General features: G+C 62.2%; 22 protein-coding genes and 1 pseudogene. 18 read left to right on the top strand and 5 right to left on the bottom strand.

Going from position 1 to position 25,417, the window contains the following annotated elements:
• The 7 genes from CDO35_RS11445 (at window position 1) to madM (ending at window position 4,866) form a co-directional block, all read left to right on the top strand.
• On the top strand, window positions 1-300 hold the full coding sequence (locus tag CDO35_RS11445) for a malonate decarboxylase subunit delta (RefSeq protein ID WP_037005700.1): 300 nt from the start codon (window positions 1-3) through the stop codon (window positions 298-300).
• A complete protein-coding gene (locus tag CDO35_RS11440) occupies window positions 293-1,144 on the top strand; it encodes a biotin-independent malonate decarboxylase subunit beta (RefSeq protein WP_099524874.1) in 852 nt (283 codons plus the stop codon). The genes CDO35_RS11445 and CDO35_RS11440 overlap by 8 nt, the downstream gene beginning before the upstream one ends.
• Before the next feature lie 2 nt (window positions 1,145-1,146).
• Window positions 1,147-1,953 carry a biotin-independent malonate decarboxylase subunit gamma gene (gene mdcE / locus CDO35_RS11435; protein WP_099524872.1) on the top strand — a complete coding sequence of 269 codons (807 nt, stop codon included), beginning with the start codon at window positions 1,147-1,149 and terminating at the stop codon, window positions 1,951-1,953.
• Window positions 1,954-2,075: 122 nt separating this feature from the next.
• Window positions 2,076-2,711 carry a malonate decarboxylase holo-ACP synthase gene (locus tag CDO35_RS11430; protein ID WP_099524869.1) on the top strand — a complete coding sequence of 212 codons (636 nt, stop codon included), beginning with the start codon at window positions 2,076-2,078 and terminating at the stop codon, window positions 2,709-2,711.
• Window positions 2,708-3,634 carry a malonate decarboxylase subunit epsilon gene (gene mdcH, locus CDO35_RS11425; protein ID WP_099524868.1) on the top strand — a complete coding sequence of 309 codons (927 nt, stop codon included), beginning with the start codon at window positions 2,708-2,710 and terminating at the stop codon, window positions 3,632-3,634. Before CDO35_RS11430 ends, mdcH begins: the two co-directional genes overlap by 4 nt.
• A gap of 60 nt (window positions 3,635-3,694) precedes the next feature.
• Window positions 3,695-4,096 carry a malonate transporter subunit MadL gene (gene madL / locus CDO35_RS11420; protein WP_099524866.1) on the top strand — a complete coding sequence of 134 codons (402 nt, stop codon included), beginning with the start codon at window positions 3,695-3,697 and terminating at the stop codon, window positions 4,094-4,096.
• Between the two features lie 5 nt (window positions 4,097-4,101).
• Window positions 4,102-4,866, top strand: coding sequence for a malonate transporter subunit MadM (madM, locus tag CDO35_RS11415; RefSeq protein WP_026088523.1), 765 nt, complete (start codon window positions 4,102-4,104; stop codon window positions 4,864-4,866).
• Window positions 4,867-4,949: 83 nt separating this feature from the next.
• Here the strand turns inward: madM and CDO35_RS11410 are convergent, their stop codons facing one another.
• A complete protein-coding gene (locus CDO35_RS11410) occupies window positions 4,950-5,861 on the bottom strand; it encodes a LysR family transcriptional regulator (protein ID WP_099524864.1) in 912 nt (303 codons plus the stop codon).
• A 221-nt stretch (window positions 5,862-6,082) separates the two neighbouring features.
• On the opposite strand from CDO35_RS11410, the gene CDO35_RS11405 reads away from it, so the two are divergent.
• Window positions 6,083-6,535: a PaaI family thioesterase gene (locus CDO35_RS11405; protein WP_099524862.1), complete on the top strand. Its 453-nt coding sequence runs from the start codon at window positions 6,083-6,085 to the stop codon at window positions 6,533-6,535.
• Complete coding sequence (locus CDO35_RS11400; protein WP_099524860.1) at window positions 6,532-7,548, top strand: zinc-dependent alcohol dehydrogenase; 1,017 nt, start codon at window positions 6,532-6,534, stop codon at window positions 7,546-7,548. Before CDO35_RS11405 ends, CDO35_RS11400 begins: the two co-directional genes overlap by 4 nt.
• 6 nt (window positions 7,549-7,554) lie before the next feature.
• Here CDO35_RS11400 and CDO35_RS11395 read toward each other — a convergent pair whose 3' ends face one another.
• Window positions 7,555-8,022 (bottom strand): MarR family winged helix-turn-helix transcriptional regulator, encoded by a 468-nt coding sequence (locus tag CDO35_RS11395; RefSeq protein WP_099524857.1) that lies wholly within the window; start codon window positions 8,020-8,022, stop codon window positions 7,555-7,557.
• Window positions 8,023-8,102: 80 nt separating this feature from the next.
• Here CDO35_RS11395 and CDO35_RS11390 point away from each other — a divergent pair, with 80 nt between their 5' ends.
• The 8 genes from CDO35_RS11390 to pelG all read left to right on the top strand — a co-directional run bounded on the left by CDO35_RS11390 (window position 8,103) and on the right by pelG (window position 21,197).
• Window positions 8,103-8,708, top strand: a complete 606-nt coding sequence (locus CDO35_RS11390; RefSeq protein ID WP_099524855.1) for a glutathione S-transferase — start codon at window positions 8,103-8,105, stop codon at window positions 8,706-8,708.
• Between the two features lie 360 nt (window positions 8,709-9,068).
• Window positions 9,069-11,837, top strand: a complete 2,769-nt coding sequence (locus CDO35_RS11385; protein ID WP_425048537.1) for a bifunctional glycoside hydrolase/polysaccharide deacetylase family protein — start codon at window positions 9,069-9,071, stop codon at window positions 11,835-11,837.
• Window positions 11,815-15,417, top strand: a complete 3,603-nt coding sequence (locus CDO35_RS11380; protein ID WP_166432400.1) for a tetratricopeptide repeat protein — start codon at window positions 11,815-11,817, stop codon at window positions 15,415-15,417. Before CDO35_RS11385 ends, CDO35_RS11380 begins: the two co-directional genes overlap by 23 nt.
• A gap of 27 nt (window positions 15,418-15,444) precedes the next feature.
• Window positions 15,445-15,963 carry a hypothetical protein gene (locus CDO35_RS11375; protein WP_045733695.1) on the top strand — a complete coding sequence of 173 codons (519 nt, stop codon included), beginning with the start codon at window positions 15,445-15,447 and terminating at the stop codon, window positions 15,961-15,963.
• Between the two features lie 5 nt (window positions 15,964-15,968).
• Window positions 15,969-17,336: a PelD GGDEF domain-containing protein gene (locus tag CDO35_RS11370; protein WP_099524850.1), complete on the top strand. Its 1,368-nt coding sequence runs from the start codon at window positions 15,969-15,971 to the stop codon at window positions 17,334-17,336.
• Window positions 17,314-18,303 carry a HEAT repeat domain-containing protein gene (locus tag CDO35_RS11365; RefSeq protein WP_099524848.1) on the top strand — a complete coding sequence of 330 codons (990 nt, stop codon included), beginning with the start codon at window positions 17,314-17,316 and terminating at the stop codon, window positions 18,301-18,303. The genes CDO35_RS11370 and CDO35_RS11365 overlap by 23 nt, the downstream gene beginning before the upstream one ends.
• Window positions 18,300-19,826, top strand: coding sequence for a GT4 family glycosyltransferase PelF (gene pelF, locus CDO35_RS11360; RefSeq protein ID WP_099524846.1), 1,527 nt, complete (start codon window positions 18,300-18,302; stop codon window positions 19,824-19,826). Before CDO35_RS11365 ends, pelF begins: the two co-directional genes overlap by 4 nt.
• Window positions 19,827-21,197, top strand: coding sequence for an exopolysaccharide Pel transporter PelG (gene pelG / locus CDO35_RS11355; protein ID WP_072423603.1), 1,371 nt, complete (start codon window positions 19,827-19,829; stop codon window positions 21,195-21,197).
• 95 nt (window positions 21,198-21,292) lie between these two features.
• Here the strand turns inward: pelG and CDO35_RS23270 are convergent, their stop codons facing one another.
• The 3 genes and pseudogenes from CDO35_RS23270 to CDO35_RS11345 form a co-directional block, all read right to left on the bottom strand.
• On the bottom strand, window positions 21,293-22,156 hold the full coding sequence (locus CDO35_RS23270) for a methyl-accepting chemotaxis protein (protein ID WP_425048539.1): 864 nt from the start codon (window positions 22,154-22,156) through the stop codon (window positions 21,293-21,295).
• A pseudogene (locus CDO35_RS23265) lies at window positions 22,148-22,903 on the bottom strand (MCP four helix bundle domain-containing protein); the annotation flags it as partial. The gene CDO35_RS23270 and the pseudogene CDO35_RS23265, both read right to left, overlap by 9 nt.
• 104 nt (window positions 22,904-23,007) lie before the next feature.
• The gene (locus CDO35_RS11345; protein ID WP_099524842.1) at window positions 23,008-23,805 is read right to left on the bottom strand and encodes an EAL domain-containing protein; all 798 of its coding nucleotides are present in this window, start codon (window positions 23,803-23,805) and stop codon (window positions 23,008-23,010) included.
• Between the two features lie 447 nt (window positions 23,806-24,252).
• Here CDO35_RS11345 and CDO35_RS11340 point away from each other — a divergent pair, with 447 nt between their 5' ends.
• Window positions 24,253-25,260 (top strand): AraC family transcriptional regulator, encoded by a 1,008-nt coding sequence (locus tag CDO35_RS11340; protein WP_099524840.1) that lies wholly within the window; start codon window positions 24,253-24,255, stop codon window positions 25,258-25,260.
• Window positions 25,261-25,417 lie beyond the last annotated feature (157 nt).

Here is a 25,417-nt window from a genome sequence, read left to right as displayed (position 1 = left end):
ATGGAAACCCTGTCTTTTCAATTCCCCGCCGGGCAACCGGCCAAGGGTCGCGCGCTGGTGGGTTGCGTCGGTTCCGGCGACCTGGAAGTGCTGCTCGAACCTGGCCAGGCCGGCACCCTGGCGATTCAGGTGGTGACCTCGGTGAACGGTAGCGCGCCGCGCTGGCAGCTCTTGTTCGAACGCATGTTCCGCGAGCAGCAGCTGCCCGCGCTGAACATCGCCATTCATGATTTTGGCGCCACGCCCGGCGTGGTGCGCCTACGCCTGGAGCAAGGCCTGGAGGAACTGAACCATGGCTGAGCAAAACATTGCGCGCCTGCTGGCGCAGCGCAGCTTCACTGAACTCGGTGCCCGCGGGCGAGCTCGCGCACTGCTCGATGCCGGCAGCTTCCGCGAGCTGCTCGATCCCTTCGCCCGGCTGATGTCGCCCTGGCTGCCCAAGCAGGGCATCGTGCCGCAGGCCGATGACGGCGTGGTGGTGGCCAAGGGCCTGATCGACGGCCAGCCTGCGGTGGTGATCGCCATCGAAGGTGCCTTCCAGGGCGGCAGCCTCGGCGAAGTGGGTGGGGCGAAGATCGCGGGTGCCCTGGAACTGGCGGCTGAAGACAACCGCAATGGCACGCCGACCCGTGCCGTGTTGCTGCTGGAAACCGGTGGCGTGCGCCTGCAGGAAGCCAACCTGGGCCTGGCGGCCATCGCCGAGATCCAGGCTGCCATCGTCGAGCTGCGCCAGTATCAGCCGGTGATCGGCCTGGTCGCCGGCCCGGTCGGCTGCTTCGGCGGCATGTCCATCGCTGCCGGACTATGCAGCTACCTGCTGGTCACCCGCGAGGCGCGCCTGGGGCTCAACGGCCCGCAAGTGATCGAACAGGAAGCCGGGCTGGATGAATACGACTCGCGCGACCGTCCCTTCATCTGGAGCCTGACCGGCGGCGAGCAGCGTCACGCCAGCGGTCTGGTGGATGGCTATGTAGCCGATGACGTCGACGCCATTCGCAGCGAGCTGCATGGGCTGTTCGCCAAGGGCAAACCGACGCAGGAGCGCAGCCGGCGCCACGCCTGGTTCCTGCAGCGCTTGCGCGCTGTCGACACCGCCGTCCAGGCCGATGCCGCTGCCGTACGCAGCGCCTACCAGGGAGCATGAACATGACAACTGCACAGGAACAACGCGGCCTGCACTGGTTCCAGGCCCTGGCCGGCGCCGCCCAGCAGCAACCAGGTTTGCCTGCCTCGCTGCGGGTGGCCGATGGCGAATTGGCTGGCCAGGCAGTGCGCTATCTGGCGGTGATCGCCGATGCCAACAATCCATTCCCCCGCGCCCGCAACGGCGAGGTCGGCCTGCTCGAAGGCTGGGGCCTGGCCCAGGCCGTGGATGAAGCCATCGAGGCGGATCGCGATAACCCGCACAAGCGCGCACTGATCGCCATCGTCGACGTGCCGAGCCAGGCTTATGGCCGCCGTGAGGAAGCCTACGGTATTCATCAGGCGCTGGCCGGCGCGGTGGACGCCTATGCCCGTGCTCGCCTGGCTGGGCATGCGGTGATCGGTCTGCTGGTCGGCAAGTCCATGTCCGGCGCCTTCCTCGCCCACGGCTACCAGGCCAACCGCCTGATCGCCCTGCGCGACGCTGGGGTGATGGTGCACGCCATGGGCAAGGCGGCGGCCGCGCGCATCACCCTGCGCAGCGTCGACGAGCTGGAGGCTCTGGCCGCCAGTGTGCCGCCGATGGCCTACGACCTGGACAACTACGCCTCGCTCGGTTTGCTTGCGGATGTGCTCGATGTGGAGCAGGCCGCGCAGCCGACGGCGGCCGACCTGGCCCGCGTGCAGGACGCCCTGGGCCGCGCCCTGGCCGATATCGCCGCCAGCCCGCGCGATCTACGCAACCGCCTGGGCGCCGCCAATCGCGCAGCTTCCAGTCAGGTGCGTGAGGCCTTGCGCGCGCAGTGGTGAAGCGCAATGGCGGGTTGCACCCGCCCTACGGAGGACTCCGCGGCACCTTGTTGACAACAAGTAGGGCGGGTGAAACCCGCCAATCCTGAATAACCCGAACCGACCCCACGGAGAACGCATCAATGCCCCCCACACCCCGTCCACATGATCTGCTCTGGGGCCTGCGCCCCGAGCACCTGCCACAGGAGGCGCCGGCCTGGGCTCGTGCCGCTCTGGGCGGGCATGTGCCGGTGGTGGTGCGCCGTGCGCCGGCTGAATCCGGCTGGGTCGCGGTGGGTATCCGTGGCATGGCGCGTGAACAGCGGCATGCCACCTGGATGCGCGTGAGCGAGATCCGTCGTCTTGTCAGCCCGCAGGCGGTGGCGCGGGCCGGCCGTTGGCGTAGCCACGCTCAGCCGCAGTGGCCAGCGTTGCGCGCGTTGAGCCAGCTGGCGCCGCGTCTCGATACCCTCGGCCTGGCCTGGGGCGTGACCGGTAGCCTGGGCTTCGAGTTGGCCAGCGGCATCAGCGCCGCACATCCAGATAGCGATCTCGATCTGTCGCTGCGTGCGCCGCACCACCTGCAGCGCGAATGGGCACGCACGCTTTGCCGCCTGCTGGACGAGGCCCCCGGGCGTATCGACCTGCAGCTGGAAACCCCATACGGCGCTGTGGCGCTACGTGAATGGGCCAGCGAGGCGCCGCGCGTGTTGCTGAAAACCCAGGACGGCCCGCTGCTGGTAGGTGATCCGTGGCAGTTACAGCAGGTGGCGGCGTGAGCACGCTCTGGGCCTTCCCCGGCCAGGGCGCGCAGCAGCCCGGCATGCTCCAGGCATTGCCCGCCTTGCCGGTGGTGCAGGCTTCTATCGAGCAGGCCAGCGCTGCGCTGGGCGAGGACGTACGCCTGCTGGATTCGGCCGAAGCCTTGCACAGCACGCGTGCCGTGCAGCTCTGCCTGTTGATTGCCGGTGTCGCCACCGCGCGACTGCTCGGCGAACGTGGGCATCGTCCGGACTATGTCGCCGGGCTGTCCATCGGCGCCTATGCCGCCGCTGTGGTGGCCGGCGCGCTGGATTTTGCCGATGCCCTACGCCTGGTCGCCCTGCGTGGCGAACTGATGCAGCGCGCCTACCCCAGTGGCTACGGCATGACCGCCATTCTCGGCCTCGACCAGGGCAGCATCGAACGCCTGCTGGCCGAAGCCGAAGGCCCGGTGTACCTGGGCAATATCAACGCCGAAACCCAATTGGTGATCGCCGGCAGCGATGCCGCCATGGCCGCCGTGGCCGAACGTGCTCGCGCCCTCGGCGCAGGTATGGCCAAACGCCTGGCCATGAGCGTGCCGTCGCACTGCGAACTGCTCGATGCACCGGCTCGCGAGTTGGCCTCGGCATTCGCCAAGGTCGAGCTGCGTACACCGCAGGTGCGCTACCTGAGCAGCAGCTCGGCACGCCTGATCCGTGATCCCGAAACCTTGCGCGACGACCTGGCTTACAACATGAGCCGCGTCGTCGACTGGCAAGCCACGCTCGTCACCGCCTATGAACGCGGCGTGCGCCTGCACCTGGAACTGCCACCCGGCGGCGTGCTGACCGGGCTCGCCCGGCGTGTCTTCGACGCCGGCCAGGCAATCGCCTTCGAGGGCGCACGTCTGGATACACTCGACGCCATGTTGCGTCAGGAGGTAAGCCGCGACCGCTGAGCCGTAGCGTTTACCGAAGCACAAAAACAACAACTTCGATACGAAACGAGGACAACAACAATGATCATCTACGGTGTCGCCTTCCTGGCGTTCTGCACCCTGGCAGGCATCTTCATCGGTGAACTGCTGGGCAAACTCATCGGCGTGCCCGCCAACGTTGGCGGCGTCGGTATCGCCATGATCCTGCTGATCTTTCTGGGCAGTTACCTGAAAAACCGCGGCCTGTTTACCGGCAAGTCGGAACAGGGCGTGGAGTTCTGGAGCGCCATCTACATTCCCATCGTGGTCGCCATGGCCGCCCAGCAGAACGTCTACGGTGCCCTCAAAGGCGGCCCGATGGCGATTCTCGCTGGCACCGCTGCCGTCGCTATCGGTTTTGCGCTGGTCCCCGCACTGAGCCGCATCGGGCAAAAGAAGCCTGAAGCCGACGTAGCCCCCTCCCTGAACAAAGCGCCACGGTGACTGCCATGTACGAATCTTTGATGAAGGTCATTACCGGCTACGGCCTGCTCAGCGGCTTCGCCATCATCGGCATCACCATGTGGGTGTCGTACTGGATTTCCGACAAATTCACCAAGGGCCGCCTGCATGGCTCGGCTATCGCCATCCTGCTCGGCTTGCTGCTGTCCTATATCGGCGGGGCTTACACCGGCGGCCAGAAAGGCCTGGTGGATATCCCGCTGTTCGCCGGCATCGGCCTGCTCGGTGGGGCCATGCTGCGCGACTTCGCCATCGTCGCCACCGGTTTCGGCGTCAGTGTCGAGGAACTCAAGCGCGCCGGTTTCGCCGGGGTGCTGGCGCTGTTCGTCGGCGTCTTCGCCTCCTTCGTGGCGGGTGTCGGGGTGGCCATGGCCTTCGGTTATACCGACGTGGTCAGCCTGACCACCATCGGCACCGGCGCGGTGACTTACATCGTTGGTCCGGTAACCGGTGCGGCTATCGGCGCCAGCTCCGATGTGATGGCCCTGTCGATTGCCGCCGGCCTGATCAAGGCGATTCTGGTGATGGTGGCGACGCCCTTCATCGCGCCCTATATCGGCCTGAACAACCCGCGCAGCGCGGTGATCTTCGGCGGTCTGATGGGCACTTCCAGCGGCGTGGCCGGTGGCCTGGCGGCAACCGATCCGAAATTGGTGCCATACGGTTGCCTGACAGCGGCGTTCTACACCGCACTGGGCTGCCTGCTCGGCCCATCGTTGCTCTACTTTCTGATGCGAGGCCTTCTAGGCTGACCTTTGCCCGCCGCCATGGCGGGCTTTTTATTCGGGCTGAACGCGCTGCCCTGTGGGAGGCGCTTCAGCGGCGACGCTTGCGACTACGATTGCCGGCTATACATCCGGCATTCGGCCAGCAGCGCCAGCAGGTTGGGGTCGCGCTCCTTGGCCTTGAGAAAGACCACGCCGATATGCTGTTGCAAGTGGTACTTGGCCTGCAGCGGGATCAGCTTCACCCGGTTCTCGTACACCGCCGCCACGCGCCCCGGCAGCAGGGCATAACCGACGCCGGAGCTGACCATGCTGAGCAGGGTGAAGATGTCCTTCACCTGCATCGCCACCTTGGGTTCGAAGCCGGCCTGCTGGAACACCCGCTCGCCATCGCGGAAGGTGGCGTAGCCTTGGGTCAGGGTGATGAAGGTCGAATCGCGCAGATCTGCCAGGTCCACCTCGGTGTGATCGGCGAAGGGCGAGTCGTTGGGTGCGGCGAGAAAGATGTCGTCGGAGAACAGCGCCAGCTGCTCGCAATCCGGATCGCTGACGCTGTCGTCGAGGGCGATCAGGATGGCGTCCAGCTCCATGTTCTTCAGCTTGTACAGCAGGTCGACGTTGGAGCCGAGCACCAGGTCGATGTTCAGCTCGCTGCGGCGCAGCTTCAGACCCATGATCAGTTGCGGCACGGTCTTCACCGTCAGCGAGTAAAGCGCACCGAGCTTGAAGCGCTCGGCGCCGAAGCCCGCCGCCTCGCGGGTCAGACGCACCATCTCCTGGGCGTCCTGGATCAGCTTCTGGGCCTTCTCTTCCAGCACATAGGCGCTCTCCAGCGGAATCAGGTTGCGCCCCTCGTGCTTGAACAGCGGGCAGCGCAGCGCGCTTTCCAGCGAATGGATGGCGCGGTGCACACTGACGTTGCTGGTCTGCAGCTCGCTGGCGGCACGCGCCAGGTTGCCGCTGCGCATGAAGGCGAGAAAGACCTCCAGCTTTTTCAGGGTCAGTTCTTCATCGATCAGCATCGGCTGTTGTCCTTTTCCAGCGGTGGCTGATTGTGCCGCATCCATGTCGGTCAGCGGTGATTGGTAGGTGCGACTTTGGTTGCAGACGGCAATGTCTGGAATGCCCCCTTGTTTGTCATTTCAATAATGTTGATGTGATTGGTGGGCAGGGGCTACCGTACGGGCAGTCCTGTATCGGTAAAGGTCAATGCCTGCGCCGTTCCTGTTTGAGGAGTACCGCCATGAACGATTTCGCCTCGCTACCCGCGACCTCCGGCCTGAAGGCCCTACAAGCCCTGATTCGCGGCGAGCTGCCGGCGCCGTCCATCGGCGAGACCATGGGCATCCATGCGGTGCAGGTGGAGGCGGGTAGCATCACTCTGGAGGGCCGTCCGGATCAGCGTCACCTGAACCCAGCCGGGGCCGTGCATGGCGGTTTCGCGGCCACCTGCCTGGACGGCGCCGCGGCGCTGGCGCTGTTCTCCACCCTGGAGGCGGACGTGCCGCACTCGACGGTGGATCTCAACGTCAAGTACGTGCGCCCGCTGCGCCCTGGCGAGGTCTATCAGGTGCGCGGCTGGGTGGTCGAGCGCACCCGCAGCCTGGCGATCTGCGACGCGCACATCCTCGATGCGCAGGGCAAGCTGTGCGCCAAGGCCACCACCACCTTCGTCATCGGAGCGGCCATGGCATGAAGGAGCTCATTGTTCAGGGTCCCGGAAAGCTCGCCTGGGTCGAGGCGCCCGATCCACAACTTGCTACTGCGGCCAGTGCGTTGGTCAGGCCCATCGCCTCGGCTTCCTGTGACCTGGATAGACGCCTGATCGCCGGTACCACACCGTTCGAGCCGCCCTTCGCGCTGGGCCACGAATGTGTGGCCGAGGTGTTGGAGGTGGGCTCGGCCGTGCGCAAACTGCGCCGTGGCGATCTGGTTTCGGTGCCCTGGAAGGTCGCCTGCGGCAGCTGTGCCCAATGCCTGGTCGGGCGCTCCAGCGCCTGCACGGCAGTGCCGCGCATGGCCGCCTACGGTGTGCCTGCTGGCGGTCACTGGGGTGGGCTGTTCTCCGAGTTGGTGATGGTGCCGTTTGCCGACGCCATGCTGGTGCCATTGCCGGAGGGACTCGACCCCGTGGCGGTGTCCAGCGCCAGTGACAACCTCACCGATGCCTGGGTGGCCGCCAGCCGGCCGCTGGCCACCCGTAAGGATGCCCGTGTGCTGGTGGTCGGCGGCACGGAAAGCCTCGGCGTGCTCGCCGTGCAGATGGCGCGGGCGGCCGGGGCGGGCAGCGTGGATTACCTCGACGATCATCCGCTGCGCCAGCAGCTTGCCGCGCGCAGTGGCGCCGGTGTCGACCTGGCGGAGCGCGACCTCGACCGCAGCTATGACCTGGTGATTTCCGCCACTCGTGATCATCAGGCGTTGCGCCGTGGGCTGCTGGCGCTGGCGCCCGGCGGGCATTGCTCGTGCATCGGCATCATCTTCGATGACCCGAAGATTCCGCTGTTCGACATGTATCTGCGCGACGTCACCTTCTCGGTCGGCGCCTGCAGCGTGCAGCAACACATCCCCAAGGTGCTGGATCTGGTGCACAGCGGCTGCTGCGACCCGCTGCTGGTCAACCCGCAGGTGGTGGGCTGGGAGGAGGCGCCGCAGGCGCTGATTCAGCCGCTGACCAAGTGCATCGTGGTGCGCGAGCGCATCACTTGAGCGTGCTCAGTTGAGTTGTCCGGCCAGCGCCAACATCACTCGGCGCCAGGCGTCCTGACCGTCGGCGTCGGTAGTGGCCAGTGCCTCGCGCAGGGTGCGCCGCTCCAGCTCGGTGGCTTCGGCCTCCAGCGTCGTGCCTGCCTCGCTCAGGGCCAGCAGCTTGAAGCGATGCCGACCTGGTTCGCGGGTGTACTGCACCAGGGCCTGCTCGAACAGGTGCGACAGGGGGCGATGCAGCGCCTGATTGCTGACGCCCAGAGTGGTGGCCAGCTCACCAATGCTGATTGCATCGGCGCGGGCGATCACATACAGAATGCGGTGGTGAACACGAGACAACCCGCGAGCGTCGAGAAAGCGGTCGGCCTCCACCGTCAGGCCGCGGAAACCGAAATGCAACAGCTCGAGGCTATGGTCGAGCGGATCCAGCGATTTCAGACTCACGGACGCCGTATTGATCTTTTTCTCGATGACCATGGGATATTTACACCGGTTGAGGTGGCGAACAGCCTAAGGCCTCCACCCGCTTCATCACAACACGACACAGGAACACGCGCATGCAACTGATCTACGCTGCGGCTTCACCCTTCGCCCGCAAGGTTCGCGTGCTGGCCGCGGAAACCGGCCTGCTGGATCGAATCGAACTGCTCGACACTGCCGTACTGCCGACCACGCTCAATGAGCGGGTCAATGCCCTCAATCCGCTGGGCAAGATTCCGGTGCTGCTGACCGATGGCGATGAGGCGCTTTACGACAGCCGGGTGATCTGCGAATACCTCGACACCCTGCATCCGGGGGCGAAGCTGCTGCCTAGCGGCGCGTCGCGCTGGCAGGTGCTGCGCCTGGCCGCACTGGCCGACGGCCTGATGGACGCGGCCCTGCTGGCGCGCTACGAACGGGCAGCGCGGCCAGCGGAGTTGCAATGGCCAGCCTGGCTGGATGGTCAGTTGGGCAAGGTGCAGCGCGCCCTGGCAGAGCTGGAACGACAGGTCGAACAACTGCAGGGCCCGCTCGACCTGGCGCAGATTGGCGTCGCCTGCGCGCTGGGCTACCTGGACTTCCGCTTCGCCGATCTCGACTGGCGCGCTGCACATCCGGGTCTGGCCGCCTTTCAGCAGGCCTTCGCCCAGCGCGCCTCAATGCAGGCCAGCGCGCCGTTGTGAGCAACGGTACGAAAGGCGTGTGATTTGCCTCTCCGTCATGAAAAGTCAAAGAGGTGTGGGCTCTCGTGCAAGGCTTCCTGAATCGATATTGATAAGCCAGTATTGCGGCGGGCTCGTCCTCTTTGGCTGGACATTTAATTGACGTTCCATGAAGGCTTAGTGCCATCTGTCTGGGATTTTTATCGGAAAATTGACAGTCTGTTGGTTGGGCTGATTCAATGCCGATACATATAAGTGTCACGATTGTGCTCAAAGCCCAGGGGTCGACTAGAGTTTCAGCACGTGACGGGGGGAGGCCTCACCGGAGGTTTCCGAGAGAAGTAGGCGTGCCAACGCTTTCCAGTTCAGTGGGTTGATCAGTTGAAATTCTCAAATGGAATAGCTGGGCTTTTCAGCCTGGCCGTTGCGTTTTTCGCTAGCACAGCACTTGCCCAGCCCTCCAGCGTAGCTTTCTGGTACGCCGATGAGCCACCGCTTCCCGAACTTTCACAGTTCGAGTGGGTGGTTGTTGAGCCCGGACATGTCTCCGCTTCCGACCTCGCTTATCTCAAGGCCCAGGGGCGCACGGTGTTCGCTTACCTGTCGGTCGGTGAATACCATGGCGATATCGCTGCGGCTGGCTTGGCGAGCGCTGCCAGCAGCATCAGAAACAATGCCTGGAACAGTCAGGTCATGGATCTCGATGCGTCTGCCTGGCGCGACTATCTCCTTGGCCGAGCCAGTGCTCTGAAAGGGCAAGGTTACGACGGTGTTTTTCTCGATACACTGGACAGCTTTCACCTCCAACCCAAAGCTTTTCAGGAGCCTCAGCGCGTTGCTCTGAAAAGTCTTCTGCAGCAAATGCATCGTCGCGAGCCCGAGCTCAAGTTGTTCTTCAATCGCGGCTTCGATGTTCTACCCGAGCTGCCGGGCGTGGCTTCTGCCGTAGCCGTAGAGTCCCTCTATGCAGGGTGGGACGCCGCAAGTGGCGGTTATCGCCAGGTGCCGCAAAGTGATCGCGACTGGTTGCTGCCGCACCTCGATGACGCGCGGTCAAAAGGCATTCCGGTCGTGGCGATCGAATACCTGCCCCCAGAGCAGCGCAAGGAGTCACGCGAACTTGCTGCTCGCCTGGTTCGTGAGGGCTTCATTCCCTACATCACGTCGCCTGAATTGAATGCGTTGGGGATGAGTTCCATCGAGGTCCAGCCCCGCCGTATCGGTCTGGTCTATGACCCTCGGGAAGGCGAGGTCGAGGATAACCCCGGCCATATCTATCTTGGTGGGTTGCTCGAGTACCTGGGCTATCGCGTCGACTACTGGCCTGCCGACGCCTCGTTGCCGCAGCGTTCGCTCAAGGGACTGTATGCCGGCGTCGTGGTCTGGATGACCAGTGGCGCCCCGGAGAAGCGCGACATCTTCGAGGATTGGCTGAACAAACGGCTCGATGAACAGGTACCGCTGGCTTTCTTTTCCGGTCTGCCGCTGGACAACGACAGCCTGCTCAGCCGTCTTGGTATTCGCACCCTATCGCAGCCAATTGCCGATGACGCCGTACTGGAATCGCATGATGCCGCGCTGGTCGGTGGGTTCGAGGCGCCCATGCGCTTGCGTACCCGGGAGCTGCCGGCGCTGACGGTTACCAATCCTGATGTGAGCCAGGCCGCTGTGGCTCTGCGTAGCGGTGAGAGGCGCTATGTACCTGTCGCTACGGGCAGTTGGGGCGGATACGTGCTGACTCCCTATGTATTCGAGGAAGGGCTGGATCACCGTCGCTGGATCGTCGACCCCTTCGCTTTCCTCCAGCGCGCCTTTGCCTTGCCTTCCATCCCCAGACCCGACACGACGACGGAAAACGGTCGACGTATCGCCACCGTTCACCTCGATGGTGATGGTTTCGTTTCGCGCGCTGAAGTAACCGGTACTCCCTACTCCGGTATCCAGGTACTGGATGATTTCATTACCCCCTATCCGTTGCTGACTTCGGTGTCGGTGATCGAAGGCGAGGTCGGCCCCAAGGGCATGTATCCGCACCTGGCTCGTGAGCTGGAGCCGATCGCCCGCAAGATCTTTGCCGATCCCAAGGTCGAGGTCGCTAGCCATACCTTCAGTCACCCGTTCTTCTGGCAGCCGGAGAAGTCATCGCAACGTGAAGACTTCGAGGCGCAGTACGGCTACATGATGGCCATTCCGGGCTACAAGACGCTGGACATGCAGCGCGAGGTCGTGGGCGCGCGCGACTACATCAACCAGCGCCTGACCACGCCTGAGAAGCCGGTGAAGATGATCTTCTGGTCGGGTGATGCCATGCCCAGTGCCGAGACGCTCAAGCTGGCGTATGACAGCGGTCTGCCCAACGTCAATGGCGGCAATACGGTTCTGACCAATGCCTACCCTTCGCTGACCGGCCTCTATCCTTTGATTCGTCCGACCTCCGGAGGCTTGCACTTCTACGCGCCGGTGATCAACGAGAACGTCTATACGAATCTATGGACAGGTCCCTACTACGGTTTTCGTGGCGTACAGGAAACCTTCGCGCTGACCGACAGCCCACGCCGCCTGCGAGGCTTTCACCTGTATTACCACTTCTACTCGGGGACCAAGCAGGCCTCCATTCGGGTGATGAAGCAGACCTATCAGGCCATGGTCGACAGCCAGCCCTTGTCGCTGTGGATGAGCGATTACATCAAGCGGGTAGAGGGCCTCTACCGAGCGAGCCTGGCCAAACGTAGCGATGGCGCGTGGTTGGTCAGGGGACTCATGGGCATGCGCACGCTGCGTCTCGACCCGGCTCTGGGCTGGCCCGACCTGTCTCGCTCCGAGGGCGTTGCGGGCGTGCGAGATCTGCCGCAGGGGCGGTACGTGCACCTCAGTGGATCTGAGGCCGTGCTGGCGCTGCGCGAAACGCGTGATCCGCGTCCGTCTCTTGAGGAGGCCAACATCCCGCTGACTGCCTGGCGTTACAACGATGACAGAAACGTCACGTTTTCCTTCGAGGGAGAGTTTCCGCTGACGTTCAGCGTTCGCTCGGACAGGGCGTGTCAGGTTCAGGTGGGGAGCAGTCGCTTTCAGGCGAAGGCTGACAAGGGTATCTGGCACTTCGAGTTGCCAATGAAGCGGGTGAGAGATGGAAAGCTTATCTGCAACTAATAAACGTGAGCGCCAGACGCGCCTGCTCAACCCATGGATGATCGTGCTTGTCGCGCTCTTCGTGATTGCGCTGCTGGCCCTGTCCTACAAGAGCGAGGATGTATTCCTACCGGCCGCCGATTCGGCGCCTGATGCTGTGGCCATCAGCTATACCGAGCTGCTGATCAAGGCACACCCCGAGGATGACCAACTGCGGCTGAGGCTGATCGATCAGTTGATTCAGGTCGGTGACTTCAAGCGTGCCCGCGAGTACCTCGAACAGCTGCAAGGCCGTCTTTCGGCCATTACCCCATTCTATGTGGTGATGCTGGATATCCTCAGGGCTCAGGCCGATCCGGACGGTATCAGCGACGCGCAGCGTGCGCAGCTGATCGATGAGTTGCGGGCGCTGAACATCGCTGACCTGGATAACTCCATGCTGGAGCGCACCGCGCGTTATGCGCTGGAGATCGGTGGTCTGGATGTGGCCGTGAGCTCCTACAAGGAGCTCGCCGAGCGTGATGCCGAGCGACGCACTCACTGGCTGGACGAGGCCGCCCTGTGGAGCCTGGCGAACAATGACCAAAGCGGGGCTGCGCAACTCTACCTGCAGTTGGCCGCGGCGGAGCCGGATGCGCAAAAGCGTGTCGAGTACCTGCGTGAGGCATTCAATGCCTTGCGCGCCGCAAACCACTCTGCGCAGGCCGCGGAGCTGCTGGCTCAGCATCTTGGTGAGCTGAATGCCGAGCAGGAATCGCTGGATTGGCTTGCCGAAGGTGTGGACGCTGCACAGGCGGCGCAGCGCTTCGATCTTGCCGAGACCTTCGTTCAGCACTGGTTGAACCTGAAGTCCGATGATCATCGGGCACTCAACGCCGATTTCCGCCTAAGTCTGGCATCCGGTGCCATCGAGCGTGCCTGGCAGCTCGGGCCGCAACTGCTGGCGCAGGCTCCCGATGACTTCGAGTTGATGGCGGAGCTGGCACGCCTGGCAGAATGGACCGGGCATACCCAGCAGGCATTGAATTACTGGGTACAGATGCTGGCTCATCAGGAAGACCCGGCCATGCGTGAGCGTGTCTGGCGCTATGCATTGCAGCTGTTCGATTTCGATCAGGTGGTCAGTACGCTCTCGGCCATCGACCGTCAGCGGCAGATGACGGATCAGGAGGTCGACACCCTGGTATACAGCCATGAGGTCCGCGGCACTCCTGAAGACGCAGAGTCATGGCTACGGGCTTATCTGCAGCGCTACCCCAATCATCTGTTTGCTCGTAAGCGCCTGCGCATGCTGCTGGAGAATACCCAGCAGCTCGACAAGGAAGCTGAGCTCTGGGCCAGCATGGCTGAGCGCACGAGCCTCACCACCGAAGATCGTATCCGCTGGGCCAAGGTGTATTGGAACCTCTTTCAGCCTGAGAAGGCCTGGGCGGTATTGACCGCCGTGGACGACAGCGCGGTGGATGACCCGCAGTACTGGCAGTTACGCGCTGACCTAGCCTGGAAACTTGAGCGGGATGCCGATGTTCGTGCGGCTTACGAGCGTCTTGTCAGCCTCGACGTGCCGTTGGGCCGGGATGATGAAGATCGTCTGATAAGGATCTACTGGGACAAAGAGCCGCGCCGTGCCCTGCAGGTCCTTGTTGAAAGTTGGCGGCGCACCGGCAGGGTGGCGCGGCTGACAGTGGCATTGCAACTGGCCGAAACCTTGCGTGACTGGGATACGCTCAGAGCGCTCCTGGCTGAAGCGGAGCAGTCGCCGGCGGGCCGTAGCAGTTCGCAGTACTGGCTCGCCCGTGCTGCGCTCGCCGCCCAGGATGGGCAATACGAACAGGCCAACGCGTTCTACAAGCAGGCTCTGGCCCAGTTCCCGGAAGACAACCTGGTACGTCAGCGCATGCTCTGGTTCTACATCGACAATGCCCAGCGCGATGTCCTTGCAGCGCTGCTGCCGCAATGGCGCTCACGGGCTGTGGCTGACAGTCGTCTGTGGTTGCCCTATGCGACCGGCCATATGATGCTCAACAACACTCGCGAGGCCTTGCTCTGGTTCCGTCAGCACCTCAAGTCCAATCCATCTGATCGTTTGGCGCTGGCTGCTTACGCCGATGCTGCCGAGGCTGCTGGTTATGCCGACCTGGCCTGGCGCCTGCGTCGCCAATTGCTCAAGGATATGGACCGTTCGCGCATCATCGCTACACCGGAAGGTTATGCCATGTATCTGCGCCTGCTCGCCGGTAGCCAGGGCTCGTTGGTATCGCTGTCGCAAGCCAAGCAGTTGTGGAACGGCGAACAGGCGACGTTGCAACTCTGGTTCGAACATTTCCTCGAGCGGCTGGACGCGGGCAACCAGGCGGCACTCAAGGACGACTGGCTGGCGTGGGGTGCTGCGCGTGGCCTTGAGCCAGGTAACTACGATCAGATTCAGCAGGCGCTGCGCAGCGATAACCGTGAGCAGATGCAGCGTCTTCTGCAGCGCGGCGGCCTGGACGTAGCACATCAGGTCGAGGTTCTCGCTCGCCTTGGGCATGACGGCGAGGCATTGGCCACTGCGCTCAGCGCCCAGGGCGATGAGCAACCGGTATCCATTCGCCAGCAACTGCTCTATCAGGCCACCGGTATGCTGGAGCGCTCACCGCAGGGTATTCAGCTGGGATGGCAGAAGATGGACTTCGGCGACCTGGATATCTCCGGACCTCGCTTGCGCGTTGCGCGCAATCTGGGCGACGACTGGTATGCCGATCTGCAGCTCGACCAGATGCGCTACGACAGCGCCAACCTGGACAGCGCGGTGATGGGTAATGAGCGCAATCTCAAGCTGCATACCCGTCGAGAGCTTTCCGATGGCGATCTGAGTCTGTACCTCGACAGCAGTCTGCGCGATGACGATGACCGCCATGGCCTGGGCGTTGAGCGGACCTGGCGTCTGAGTTCGCGAGATGAGCTGGGCCTCGCCGTGGATTGGCACAGGCAAGCCGATGACACCGGGCTATTGCGCGCCCTGGGTATGCGTGACGGCCTGGGCCTGAGAGGTCAACACGGCTTTTCCGCGCGTGACCAGCTGAGCTGGTCGATCACGCACAGCCGCTACAGCTCGAGAAGCGGCGATGCGCTCGGCACTGGCAATGGCGTATCCGTCGAGTGGGGGCACATGCTGTTCTTCGACGACCCTTCCTGGCTGCTGCGTACCGGCCTCGATTACCAGAAGAACAGTGTCGAGAGCGAGGTTCCCAGTGAGCTTCTGAGCGCCAACGGAGGCGCCTACATACCCTTCGATACCACGCCGGGGGCGACGATCCTGGGCGAGGAGCTCATGCAGGATCGTTACGGCCAGGTGTACGTCGCCAGCACCTGGCGTCGAGGCTTCCCCGGCGCACTGAATAGAACCCGTCCACAGTTCACCTGGATGGTCGACACCATTGCCGGCTGGCAGTGGACGGAAAAGCAGTTCAACTACGGCATCAACCTGGGGGTTGGCGTCGAGTTGTTCGGTGATGACGAGTTGGCTGTGACCCTCGGCTATCAATCCGCCCCCCGTGGTGGAGAGGGTGATGCCGGCGGGTCCATGGGTATTACCTACAGCACCCGTTTTGGGCGCTAAGCAAGGATTCTCAAAGGAGGAATGACGATGCAAATCATCCGTTGCCTGACCCTGGTGGTCATTGCAGCACTCGCGACCGGGTGCTCGAGCTTCACCCGCGAAAGTGGTCAGACGCTGCCGCGCAACGCTGCCTGGGGCGTCGCGCCACTGGTCAACTACGCCCAGACTCCGCAGGCCGGTGAGCGCGCAGAGCAGATCCTGATCAGCATCCTGGCCGAAGAGGGCGTGCGTCCGCTGATGTATCCTCAGGCGCCGCGTCAGGACCTGTTGCTGCAGGACGACCGTGAGCGCCAGATCCAGGCGCTCGACTGGGCGCGCCAACAGCGTCTGGCTTACGTGATCACCGGTAGCGTCGAGGAGTGGCAGTACAAGAATGGCCTCGATGGCGAACCCGCCGTGGGCGTCAGCCTGCAGGTGCTGGAGCCGGCGACCGGCCGTGTGGTCTGGAGCTCGAGCGGCGCCCGTGCGGGTTGGTCGCGCGAGAGTCTGGCGGGGGCGGCGCAGAAGGTGCTGCGTGAGCTGGTCGGTAACCTCGACTTCGAGTAATGACGATGCAGTCTGCCCACAAGGATTTCATTCTTGCGCCGAGGGCCAGTGGCCGTGTTTCCTGGTGGGAAACCTGTCTGCTGAGCCTCCTCGCCCTAGGTTTCGGCTACTGGCTATCGCCGGACGACCCCCTGCTCGTGGTGGCGTCGTTCCCCTGGATGATTCTCGTACCGATCCTGCTCGGCGTTCGTTACGGATTCCTGCAGGGGCTGTTCAGCGCCGCATTGCTGATTGCTGCGCTGTTCGTGTTTCGGCTGTCGGGGTGGGAGCTCTATCTGGACATCCCGGCGTCCTTCATCGTCGGCATGTTGCTCTGCAGCATGCTGGTCGGTGAGTTCCGCGACATCTGGGAGCGCCGCCTCGAGCGACTCAGTCTGGCCAACGAGTATCGCCAGCTGCGGCTCGATGAGTTCACCCGCTCCCACCATATCCTGCGCATCTCGCATGATCGCCTGGAGCAACGTGTAGCGGGCAACGACCAGAGTCTGCGCAGCTCACTCCTGAGCTTGCGCGAACAGCTGCGTGCCTTGCCTGGTGATCGCGACGCCCTGAAGACCCTGGCCGATACGGTCATCTCCCTGCTTGCCCAATACGGTTCGTTGCGAGTGGCGGGGCTCTATCGGGTCACGGACAACGCTCAAGTCGACCCCCGAGCGCTGGCCACACTAGGGGAAATGGGCGAGCTGAACGGCAACGATGTGCTGTTGCGCCAGTGCCTGCAGCGCGGCGAGCTGGTCAGTGTGCGTTCCGAGGTGCTGGATCGCGGCGAGGGTGTCCGGCATTCCGCGTTGCAGGTCTGTGTGCCGTTGATCGATACCGAAGACCGCATTCTGGCAGTGCTGGCGATTCAGCAGATGCCGTTCTTCATGTTCCATGAGCGCAGTTTCAGCCTGCTGGCGATTCTCGCCGGGCATATCGCCGATCTGTTGATGAGCGATGCGCAGGCGCTGCAACTGCCAGATGCCGATGCCCAGCACTACTCGCAACTGCTCAAGCGCTCGCTGTCCGATGCGCGCGACCATGCCCTGCCGGCCAGCCTATATGCGTTCGAACTCTCCGAGGAAAACGGAGAAGAGGTTCAGCGTCTTCTGGAAGGCAGCCAGCGCGGTCTTGATGTCCAGCTCAAGGTCATCAACGGTCGCGGCAGTCGCCTGGTGCTGGTGCTGCTGCCGCTGACCTCGGGTGAGGGCGCGCAGGGATATCTGGTGCGTATCCGCCAGCTTTTTGCAGAGCGCTTTGGCCAGGGCCGAGATTTTGATTCGCTCGGTGTACAGACGCATCAGTTCCTGTTCGAGGGCGGTGATGAGCGGGATGCCTTGAGACACTTCCTCTTCAACGAGTGCGCATTGAATGATCAGCAAGTGGCTATTTAGCGGCGCTGCGCTGCTTGAGGTCGGGAGCTGGGCCAGTGCGGTCAGCGATCTCCCGATTCATCAGGCTGCGTTGCTCTATGCCTCCGCGCATGGCCTGGGAAGCGCCATGCTGGCTGCCGGAATCTGGCTGCTGCTGCCGCGCCGCTATCGCTACCCCTTGCCTTGGAGCCTGCTGTTCATTTTCAGCGTCTCATTCTTCATCCCTTTGATCGGCATGATCGGCGTAGCGCTGGCGCTGTTTCCGGCCCTCTACTTGCCGCGCAAGCGCAAGGTTCAGTCCTGGGAGGCGACCGCCGTTCCCGAGCTGCCTTTCCGGCCGCGCGAGCGCAAGCAGGAGTTGATGTTCAGCGATGGTGGCCTTCAGGACGTGCTGCGTCATGCACGTGACCCCGATCAGCGTTTGACTGCGATCTTCGCGACACGACGCATGCGTAGCAAGGAAGCCATCCCGATTCTCAAGCTGGCGCTGCGTGATCCATCTGACGACGTGCGTCTGCTGGCCTACTCGATGCTCGATCAACGTGAAAGCCGAATCAACCAGCGTATCGAACACGCCTTGGCTGACATGGAAAGCGTCAGCACGGACCGCAAGTTCGCCCTGCATGGGCAACTGGCGCGTTGGTACTGGGAGCTCGCCTATGTCGGCCTGGCTCAGGGCAGTGTTCTGGAGCACGTGTTGCAGCAAGCCTGGAGCCATGTGATGGCGGCGCTGCAAGGCAACTCGGGTGGCGAACTGCACTTGCTGGCCGGGCGTATCGCCATGGAACAGGGCAATCTCGATGAGGCGTTGGCGCAGTTCGACCAGTCGGGGCAGGCCGGGATGGATGCGGTGCAGCTGGCGCCTTATCGGGCCGAGATCGCATTCCTGCGGCAACGCTATGCGGACATCCCGCAAATGCTGGCGACTATGCCGGCCGAGCTGTTGCAACGTCCTCCCTTCGCGGCATTGGCAAGATACTGGTTATGAGTGAGAAATCCGTTGTTCCCGACGTACAGAGCGTCGATGTCTGCCTGTTGCTCGAGGGAACCTGGCCCTATGTGCGCGGGGGCGTGTCGAGCTGGATCAATCAGCTGATCCTGGGGCTGCCTGACCTGACCTTCTCGGTGTTGTTCATCGGTGGTCAGAAGGAGGCCTACGGCAAGCGCCATTACGCCATCCCGGACAACGTGGTGCACATTCAGGAGCATTTCCTCGAAGACTCCTGGAGTTCGATTCCCACCACCAGTACCCGTGCGAGCGCAGAGCTGGCCGAGCTGATGCTGGATGTGCATCGATTCCTGCACAACCCGGAGGAGCCCAGCGCTGAGCAGGGTGATGCATTCGTCGACACCCTGGCGGCCGGGCGCATCGGCCGTGAGGCCTTCCTGCAAAGTCGTGCCAGCTGGGATGCCATCGTCGATGGATATACCCAACACTGCGCCGATCCGTCATTCGTCAATTACTTCTGGACGCTGCGCTCCATGCAGGCGCCGCTGTTCATGCTTGCGGAGGTCTCCAGAACGCTGCCGCGCGCACGTATGCTGCACTCGATCTCCACTGGTTACGCGGGCATGCTGGGCAGCGTTTTGCAGCGCCGTTGGGGCTGTTATTACCTGCTTAGCGAGCACGGCATCTATACCAAGGAGCGCAAGATCGATCTGGCGCAGGCGGGCTGGATCGCCGAAAGTCCCGACGAGCGCCTGAGCACCGGCCTCGATGCGGAGGTCAGCTACATCCGCAGACTGTGGATCCGCTTCTTCGAACGTATCGGGCTGATCACCTACCGATCTGCACACTCCATCATCGCGCTGTACGAAGGCAACAGGCGACGTCAGGTTCTCGATGGCGCTCCCGAGGAGCGTACTCGGGTGATCCCCAATGGCATCGACCTGGCCAGCTGGGATCAGGCACTGCTCAGCCGACCAGAAGGCGTACCACCGGTAGCCGGCCTGGTTGGGCGGGTGGTACCGATCAAGGACGTCAAAACCTTCATCCGCGCCATCCGTGGTGTGGTCAGCGTCATACCCGAAGCCGAGGGCTGGATCGTGGGTCCGGAAGAAGAAGATCCGGATTACGCGGCCGAGTGCCACAGCCTGGTGGCCAGTCTGGGGCTGCAGGACAAGGTGCGCTTTCTCGGCTTCCGTCAGGTGCGCGAAGTCGTACCGCAGTTGGGCGTAATGGTGCTGACCTCGATCAGTGAGGCGCAGCCGCTGGTGGTGCTCGAGGCCTGGGCGGCCGGCACGCCGGTGGTGACCAGTGACGTAGGCTCCTGCCGCGAGTTGGTCGAAGGCTCCACGCAGGAGGATCGTCAGCTTGGCTCGGCTGGGGAGGTGGTAGCAATTGCCGACCCACAGGCTACCTCGCGCGCCATCCTTTCGCTGTTACGCAATCCCGAACGCTGGAAGGCGGCCCAGGCCGTCGGCCTGGAGCGCGTGCGACGTTACTACACCGAAGAACTGATGCTCGCGCGCTATCGCGAGTTGTATCGCGAAGGCACGGAGAGCGCGTAAATGGCGGGCATAGGTTTTGAACTGAGGAAGATCCTGTCCAAGGACTCCTACACCTCGACGATGCGCGCCTACCTGTATGCCGGCCTGATCAGTTCCGGCCCGTGGGTATTGTCGATCATCAGCGTGATGCTCATCGGTGTACTGAGCCTCGGGGCGGTGCTGCCGGAAACGCTGATCGGTCAGTTCCTGGTCACCGTGACGTATCTGATGGCCACCTCGCTGATCCTCACTGGTGGGCTGCAGCTGTTCTTCACCCGCTTCGTCTCCGACCGGCTGTTCGAGAAACGCCTGGATCTGATCCTGCCCAACCTGGTGGGCATCCTGCTGCTGGTGACGATCGTCTCGGGGCTGCTGGCGATCTGTGTGCTGGGCCTGCTGTTCGATCAGTCGTTTTCCTATCGCCTGCTGGTGATGGCCAACTTCGTGGTGCTGTGCAACCTGTGGCTGGTGATCATCTTCCTGTCCGGGATGAAGGCCTACAACCGCATTCTCGGGGTGATGTTCCTCGGCTACTCGCTGATGGTTGCTTCGGCCTATCTGCTGCGCTTTCTCAATATCGACGGCCTGCTGCTCGGCCTGCTGATCGGTCACTCCAGCCTACTGTTCATCTTCCTGTTCGACATCCTTCGCGAGTATCCGGCCGAGCGCCTGGTCGCGTTCGATTTTCTCAAGCGTCGCCAGGTATTCGGCAGCCTGTTGCTGACAGGGCTCTGCTACAACCTGGGCATCTGGATCGACAAGTTCATCTTCTGGTTCAACCCTTCGACTTCCGAAGCCGTGATCGGTCCGCTACGGGCGTCAATCCTCTATGACCTACCGATCTTCCTCGCCTACCTGTCGATCATCCCCGGCATGGCTGTATTCCTGGTGCGCATCGAAACCGACTTTGCCGAGTGGTACGAGCGGGTCTATGACGCGATTCGCGGCGGGGAAACCCTGCAGCACATCGGCTGGCTCAAGGAGCAGATGATTCTGGCGATTCGCCAGGGCCTGATGGAAATCTGCAAGGTTCAGGGGCTGACCCTGGTTCTGCTGTTTCTGCTCGCGCCGCAGTTGTTGTCCTGGCTGGGTATCTCGCACTACTACCTGCCGCTGTTCTACATCGACGTGATCGGCGTGAGCATTCAGGTAGTGTTCATGGCCTTGCTCAACGTGTTCTTCTATCTGGACAAGCGCGCCATCGTCCTTGAACTCTGCGTTCTCTTCGTCCTGGCAAACGGTGCGCTGACCCTGTTCAGCCAGATGCTCGGCCCGACTTTCTTCGGCTATGGTTTCACCCTGTCGCTGCTGCTGTGCGTGCTCCTGGGGTTGTACCGTCTCAATGAGGCGCTGGACGATCTCGAGTTTGAAACCTTCATGCTTAGCCGCTAAGCGAGGTGGCTCGCCCTGCATGCGCTGACACGGACTCAAGTGCGATCACACTTGCCCTTGAGCCCAAGTAGTTGAAAGACAGTCGGGTTGTGGCGTCACAACCGAAAGCGCGTCACCAGCGTGCTGAGGTCGACTGCCAGGCGTGACAGCTCCTGGCTGGCGGCGGTGGTCTGATCGGCGCCGGCCGAACTTTGTTGCGACAGGTCGCGAATGTTGACCAGGTTGCGATCCACCTCGCGCGCTACCTGCGCCTGTTGTTCCGAGGCGCTGGCGATCACCAGGTTGCGTTCGTTGATCGCGCCGATGGACTGGGTGATTTCCTCCAGCGCTTGCCCGGCGGCCTGGGCCAGGTCGAGTGTTGAATTGGTGCGCTGCATGCTGTCGTCCATCGCCTGCACGGCCTGTTCGGTCTCTTTCTGAATCAGCGCGATCATCTGCTCGACCTCACCGGTCGATTGCTGCGTACGGTGGGCGAGGGCGCGCACCTCGTCGGCCACTACGGCGAAGCCACGGCCCTGCTCACCGGCCCGTGCAGCCTCGATGGCCGCGTTGAGCGCCAGCAGGTTGGTTTGTTCGGCAATGGCACGGATCACGTTGATGACCTGACCGATATTGCGCACATTGCCCGCGAGGCGACCGACCTCTTCACCAGTGGTACCGATGTCCTGAGTCAGCAGGCGAATCGAGTCGATCGTCTGGCCAACCTGGGAATGGCCGCGACACGCACTCTGATTGCTTTCATGTGAGGCCTCGGACGTGCTGACGGCGTTGCGCGCCACCTCTTCCACGGCGGCGGTCATCTGGTTGACTGCAGTGGCGGCCTGCTCGATCTCGTTGCTCTGCTGGTGCAGCCCGCGTGTGCTGGCCTCGGTGACGGCATGCAGCTCTTCGGAGGCAGATGCCAGCTGGCTGGACGAGTCTGCGATCTGCTGAATGGTGTCGCGCAGGCTGTTACGCATGCTGGCGAGTGCGGCCAGCAACTGTGCCGGTTCATCCTGGCCCTCGTCGCTGATTTCACGGCTGAGGTCACCGGCGGCAATGTCATCGGCCATGCTCACCGCCATGTTCAGCGGCGCGACGATGCTGCGCGTGAACAGCAGGGCGAGTACTACCGTCAGCAGCATGGCCACGGCAACGGCGGTCTGCACGATATGCCTGGCGTTGTCGTAGGCATCTTCACTCTGCGCCGAGGCATTGCCGGCGCCAGCCTTGTTGAGCAGCATCAGTTCTCGCATCGATGCCGTCAGATCGTCGGCCGTTTCGCTCAGTGTGCCCTCTACCAGTTGGCTGACCTGCATGTCGTTACCGGTGAGAATCGCTTCCATCACCTCGGCCTGACTGGCCATATAGCGTTCTCGGTTGCTGCGAAAGCTGTCAAAGGCTGCCTGTTCTTCGGTCGAAGTGATGAAGGTGGCGTACGTTTGCTCGACGCGTGCCAGATCCTTCTTCGCCTGTTCGAGAGCAGCCAGGTCGGTGCTGCGCTTTTCGGCATTGCGGGAGATATAAATGCGCAACGTCAGCGCACGAATCCTCGCTGCGCTCATGTTCATTTCATCCAGCGCGAGTACCGAGGGAAACCACTTTTCTTCGATGGCGTCGGACATATCGTCCATGCGTGACATTTGCGTCAGGGTGATCCAGCCCAGTATCAATACCAGCAGTGCGAGCATGGAGAAGCTGGCAGCCGCACGCCAACCGATCTTCATCTTTCTCAGTAACATGGCGACCTCGTGAAAAGCAGTGTGATGATTTATGGATAGGCGATAAAAGTTGATTGAGTGATCAACTTTTATATCGGTGGCCACGTCGGTTAATTAGTGATGCGAGAAGAGCCTTGCATTCCGCTCAAGTCGGCTGTTGGGTGCCCGAATAAATAACCTTGCACCCAATAGCTGCCGAGACTTTTCGCCAGATTTAAATCGGCAGAGGTTTCGACGCCTTCGACTATTACGCAGGGGGCCAATGTCTTGCACAGTTCCAGCAGATACTTGAGCGTTTTCTCGCCCTGAGTACTATTACGCGCGCGTTGTATATAGCTCTGGTCGATCTTGATGATGTCCGGCTGGCTTTGCTGAATGAACGACAATGTGCCGAAGCCCGAACCGAAGTCGTCGACTGCTACCCGGCAGCCGGCATGGCGCAGGCGATGAACCAGATCGACCGCGCTACGGTGGCTGGGTGGCACGGCGCTTTCGGTGATTTCGATGACCAGGCGGCTGGTCACCTCGGGATCGCTGGAGAAACGCTCCAGCAACTGATCCCAATCGTTGTCGAGCACGGTGCTGAGCGCGGAAATGTTGCAGCCCAGGGTCAGTGTCGGGTTGTCCTGTAGCAGCGTGAGTACAGTGCAGATCACGCGATGATCCAGCGGCCGTATGACGTGCAGCCGCTCCAGCAAGGGGAAGGGATTGAAGCCCAGCCCCTCGCCTGTATGACGCAGCAGGCTCTCACGGTACAGCACTCGCTGGGTTTCGCCGGGAGCGACCACGGGCTGGAAGGCCAGGTGAAATTGACCGCGTTGTAGCTGATCGTAAAACAGGTGTGCTCGCTGCAGATCATTCAGCGGGTTGCTGGTTACAAGGCGAAAGAAAGGCTCATGGCTGGTCATGCCAGGGCGTCTCTGAAAAGGGCGGTATCTCGGGGGCTGTGCATCTTTCCCTGTCCCTGTAATGAATTCGTTGGCAATGAAAAAAAGATGCCGTCACCCGCTTTGTCGTGGTGTGCAATCACTGATCGATAGGTAATGGCGCTATGCGCCTTATGAAGTTTTTTGAACTGGCCAAGTGCCTGCGTATTGCGCACTGGTCATATGAGGTTTCACAGCGCTCGAGTGCGAGGCAGTCACATCTTGCTCACGAAGTGACTATTTACCGATAGAGGCAATTCCAGTTTCTTGTAGAGATTAAGAGTGCTGGCAACTCGCCTGCGTCATCCTCGCACTCGATTTATGAGGTGAGAAGTGTTCCGGGAAACCAATCGTATGTCCTCTGGCCCAGCCTTCTTTTTCTGCGTGTTATTTGGGTGGGCCAATTAGGTTGTCGCTCAGGAATACTTGATGCATACGATTACAAATGCCTGTTTCCAGGTAATGACCAAGGCATTTGCGAGCAAAGGTGTAGCGCTGGCCAGGTATCTACCTGGGTTGGATCAGGTCTTGGCCGGAGGCGAGCCGGTCAGGGTGATGCTGGTCTACCGTCTGCTGAGTGCACTCGTGAGCGAAACGGGTGATGCGGACATGGGGCTGAATGCATACGAGCATTTTCACCCGTGCATTCTTGGTGCGCAGAGCTACGCGCTGATGTCCAGTCCGACGCTGGCTCATGCGTTGCAGCGCCTGGCCGATTATCACCCGATGACCAGCGACGGCTCGCACATGTTTCTGGAGCACCATGTCGATCGCCTGAAGCTGGTTGGCCTGGAGAACGCCACGGTGGCCCAGCGGGCTCCGCGAGCCTTCATCGATGCGGGGGCGGCCTTGATCTTTGCCATCGTGCACTGGCTTTCGCCGTTTCAGCGGCCCATGCCATTGATGCTGGAGCTGACCTATCCCGAGCCTGCCGACACGCGGCAGTTGCGGCGCCTGTTTGGCGATAACCTGTATTTCTCGGCACGGCGCAATTGCATGACCTTCAGCGTCGAGGCTGGTGCGATCGAACTGCCCACTGCGGCCGTAGCCCTGCATCCCCTGCACGTCGAATATGCGCAGGCGCGCATGAGTGAGCAGGTGGATGGATCGCTGGAAGCCAGGGTAAGGCGCGTTCTGGCCGAGCAACTGAGTCAGGGCATCAGCCCGAGTCTCAGCCAGATTGCCGATCAGCTCGGTATGAGCCGGCGCAGCCTGCAGCATGGCCTTGAACGTGATTCGGCGAACTTCAGCCTGCTGCTGGACCAGGCCCGCCGCCGTCAGGCTGACAGTTTTCTGCGCAACACCAGCCGCAGTCTCAAGTACATCTCGGCGCAGCTGGGGTTTCGTGATCAGAGCAGCTTTCACAAGGCGTGCATGCGCTGGTTCAACACCTCGCCGAATCAGTACCGTGCTTTACAGGAGGGTCGCGCGTTGTGAGGACGTGCACATCGCCTGGCATATGTCGTCACGCTACAACGAGTTGTCGATAAAGAACATTGCATGCAAAAGCTGTTTTGTATGAGGCTGTCATATGTAGGAGTATTGCGGGGCATGGAGCTCTGTGGTTCTTTCCCTTCTCACATACGACCCGAAA

Origin of the sequence: Pseudomonas sediminis (assembly GCF_002741105.1) — a bacterium.
Lineage (GTDB): Bacteria > Pseudomonadota > Gammaproteobacteria > Pseudomonadales > Pseudomonadaceae > Aquipseudomonas > Aquipseudomonas sediminis.
This window is presented reverse-complemented; position numbering and strand designations above follow the sequence as displayed.

Excerpts from the sequence above, each read along its gene's own strand:
- CDO35_RS11445 (WP_037005700.1), top strand. The coding sequence starts at position 1 with ATGGAAACCCTGTCTTTTCAATTCCCCGCCGGGCAACCGGCCAAGGGT.
- CDO35_RS11440 (WP_099524874.1), top strand. The coding sequence starts at position 293 with ATGGCTGAGCAAAACATTGCGCGCCTGCTGGCGCAGCGCAGCTTCACT.
- mdcE (WP_099524872.1), top strand. The coding sequence starts at position 1,147 with ATGACAACTGCACAGGAACAACGCGGCCTGCACTGGTTCCAGGCCCTG.
- CDO35_RS11430 (WP_099524869.1), top strand. The coding sequence starts at position 2,076 with ATGCCCCCCACACCCCGTCCACATGATCTGCTCTGGGGCCTGCGCCCC.
- madL (WP_099524866.1), top strand. The coding sequence starts at position 3,695 with ATGATCATCTACGGTGTCGCCTTCCTGGCGTTCTGCACCCTGGCAGGC.
- madM (WP_026088523.1), top strand. The coding sequence starts at position 4,102 with ATGTACGAATCTTTGATGAAGGTCATTACCGGCTACGGCCTGCTCAGC.
- CDO35_RS11410 (WP_099524864.1), bottom strand. The coding sequence starts at position 5,861 with ATGCTGATCGATGAAGAACTGACCCTGAAAAAGCTGGAGGTCTTTCTC.
- CDO35_RS11405 (WP_099524862.1), top strand. The coding sequence starts at position 6,083 with ATGAACGATTTCGCCTCGCTACCCGCGACCTCCGGCCTGAAGGCCCTA.
- CDO35_RS11400 (WP_099524860.1), top strand. The coding sequence starts at position 6,532 with ATGAAGGAGCTCATTGTTCAGGGTCCCGGAAAGCTCGCCTGGGTCGAG.
- CDO35_RS11395 (WP_099524857.1), bottom strand. The coding sequence starts at position 8,022 with ATGGTCATCGAGAAAAAGATCAATACGGCGTCCGTGAGTCTGAAATCG.
- CDO35_RS11390 (WP_099524855.1), top strand. The coding sequence starts at position 8,103 with ATGCAACTGATCTACGCTGCGGCTTCACCCTTCGCCCGCAAGGTTCGC.
- CDO35_RS11380 (WP_166432400.1), top strand. The coding sequence starts at position 11,815 with ATGGAAAGCTTATCTGCAACTAATAAACGTGAGCGCCAGACGCGCCTG.
- CDO35_RS11375 (WP_045733695.1), top strand. The coding sequence starts at position 15,445 with ATGCAAATCATCCGTTGCCTGACCCTGGTGGTCATTGCAGCACTCGCG.
- CDO35_RS11370 (WP_099524850.1), top strand. The coding sequence starts at position 15,969 with ATGCAGTCTGCCCACAAGGATTTCATTCTTGCGCCGAGGGCCAGTGGC.
- CDO35_RS11365 (WP_099524848.1), top strand. The coding sequence starts at position 17,314 with ATGATCAGCAAGTGGCTATTTAGCGGCGCTGCGCTGCTTGAGGTCGGG.
- pelF (WP_099524846.1), top strand. The coding sequence starts at position 18,300 with ATGAGTGAGAAATCCGTTGTTCCCGACGTACAGAGCGTCGATGTCTGC.
- pelG (WP_072423603.1), top strand. The coding sequence starts at position 19,827 with ATGGCGGGCATAGGTTTTGAACTGAGGAAGATCCTGTCCAAGGACTCC.
- CDO35_RS23270 (WP_425048539.1), bottom strand. The coding sequence starts at position 22,156 with ATGCGTAACAGCCTGCGCGACACCATTCAGCAGATCGCAGACTCGTCC.
- CDO35_RS11345 (WP_099524842.1), bottom strand. The coding sequence starts at position 23,805 with ATGACCAGCCATGAGCCTTTCTTTCGCCTTGTAACCAGCAACCCGCTG.
- CDO35_RS11340 (WP_099524840.1), top strand. The coding sequence starts at position 24,253 with ATGCATACGATTACAAATGCCTGTTTCCAGGTAATGACCAAGGCATTT.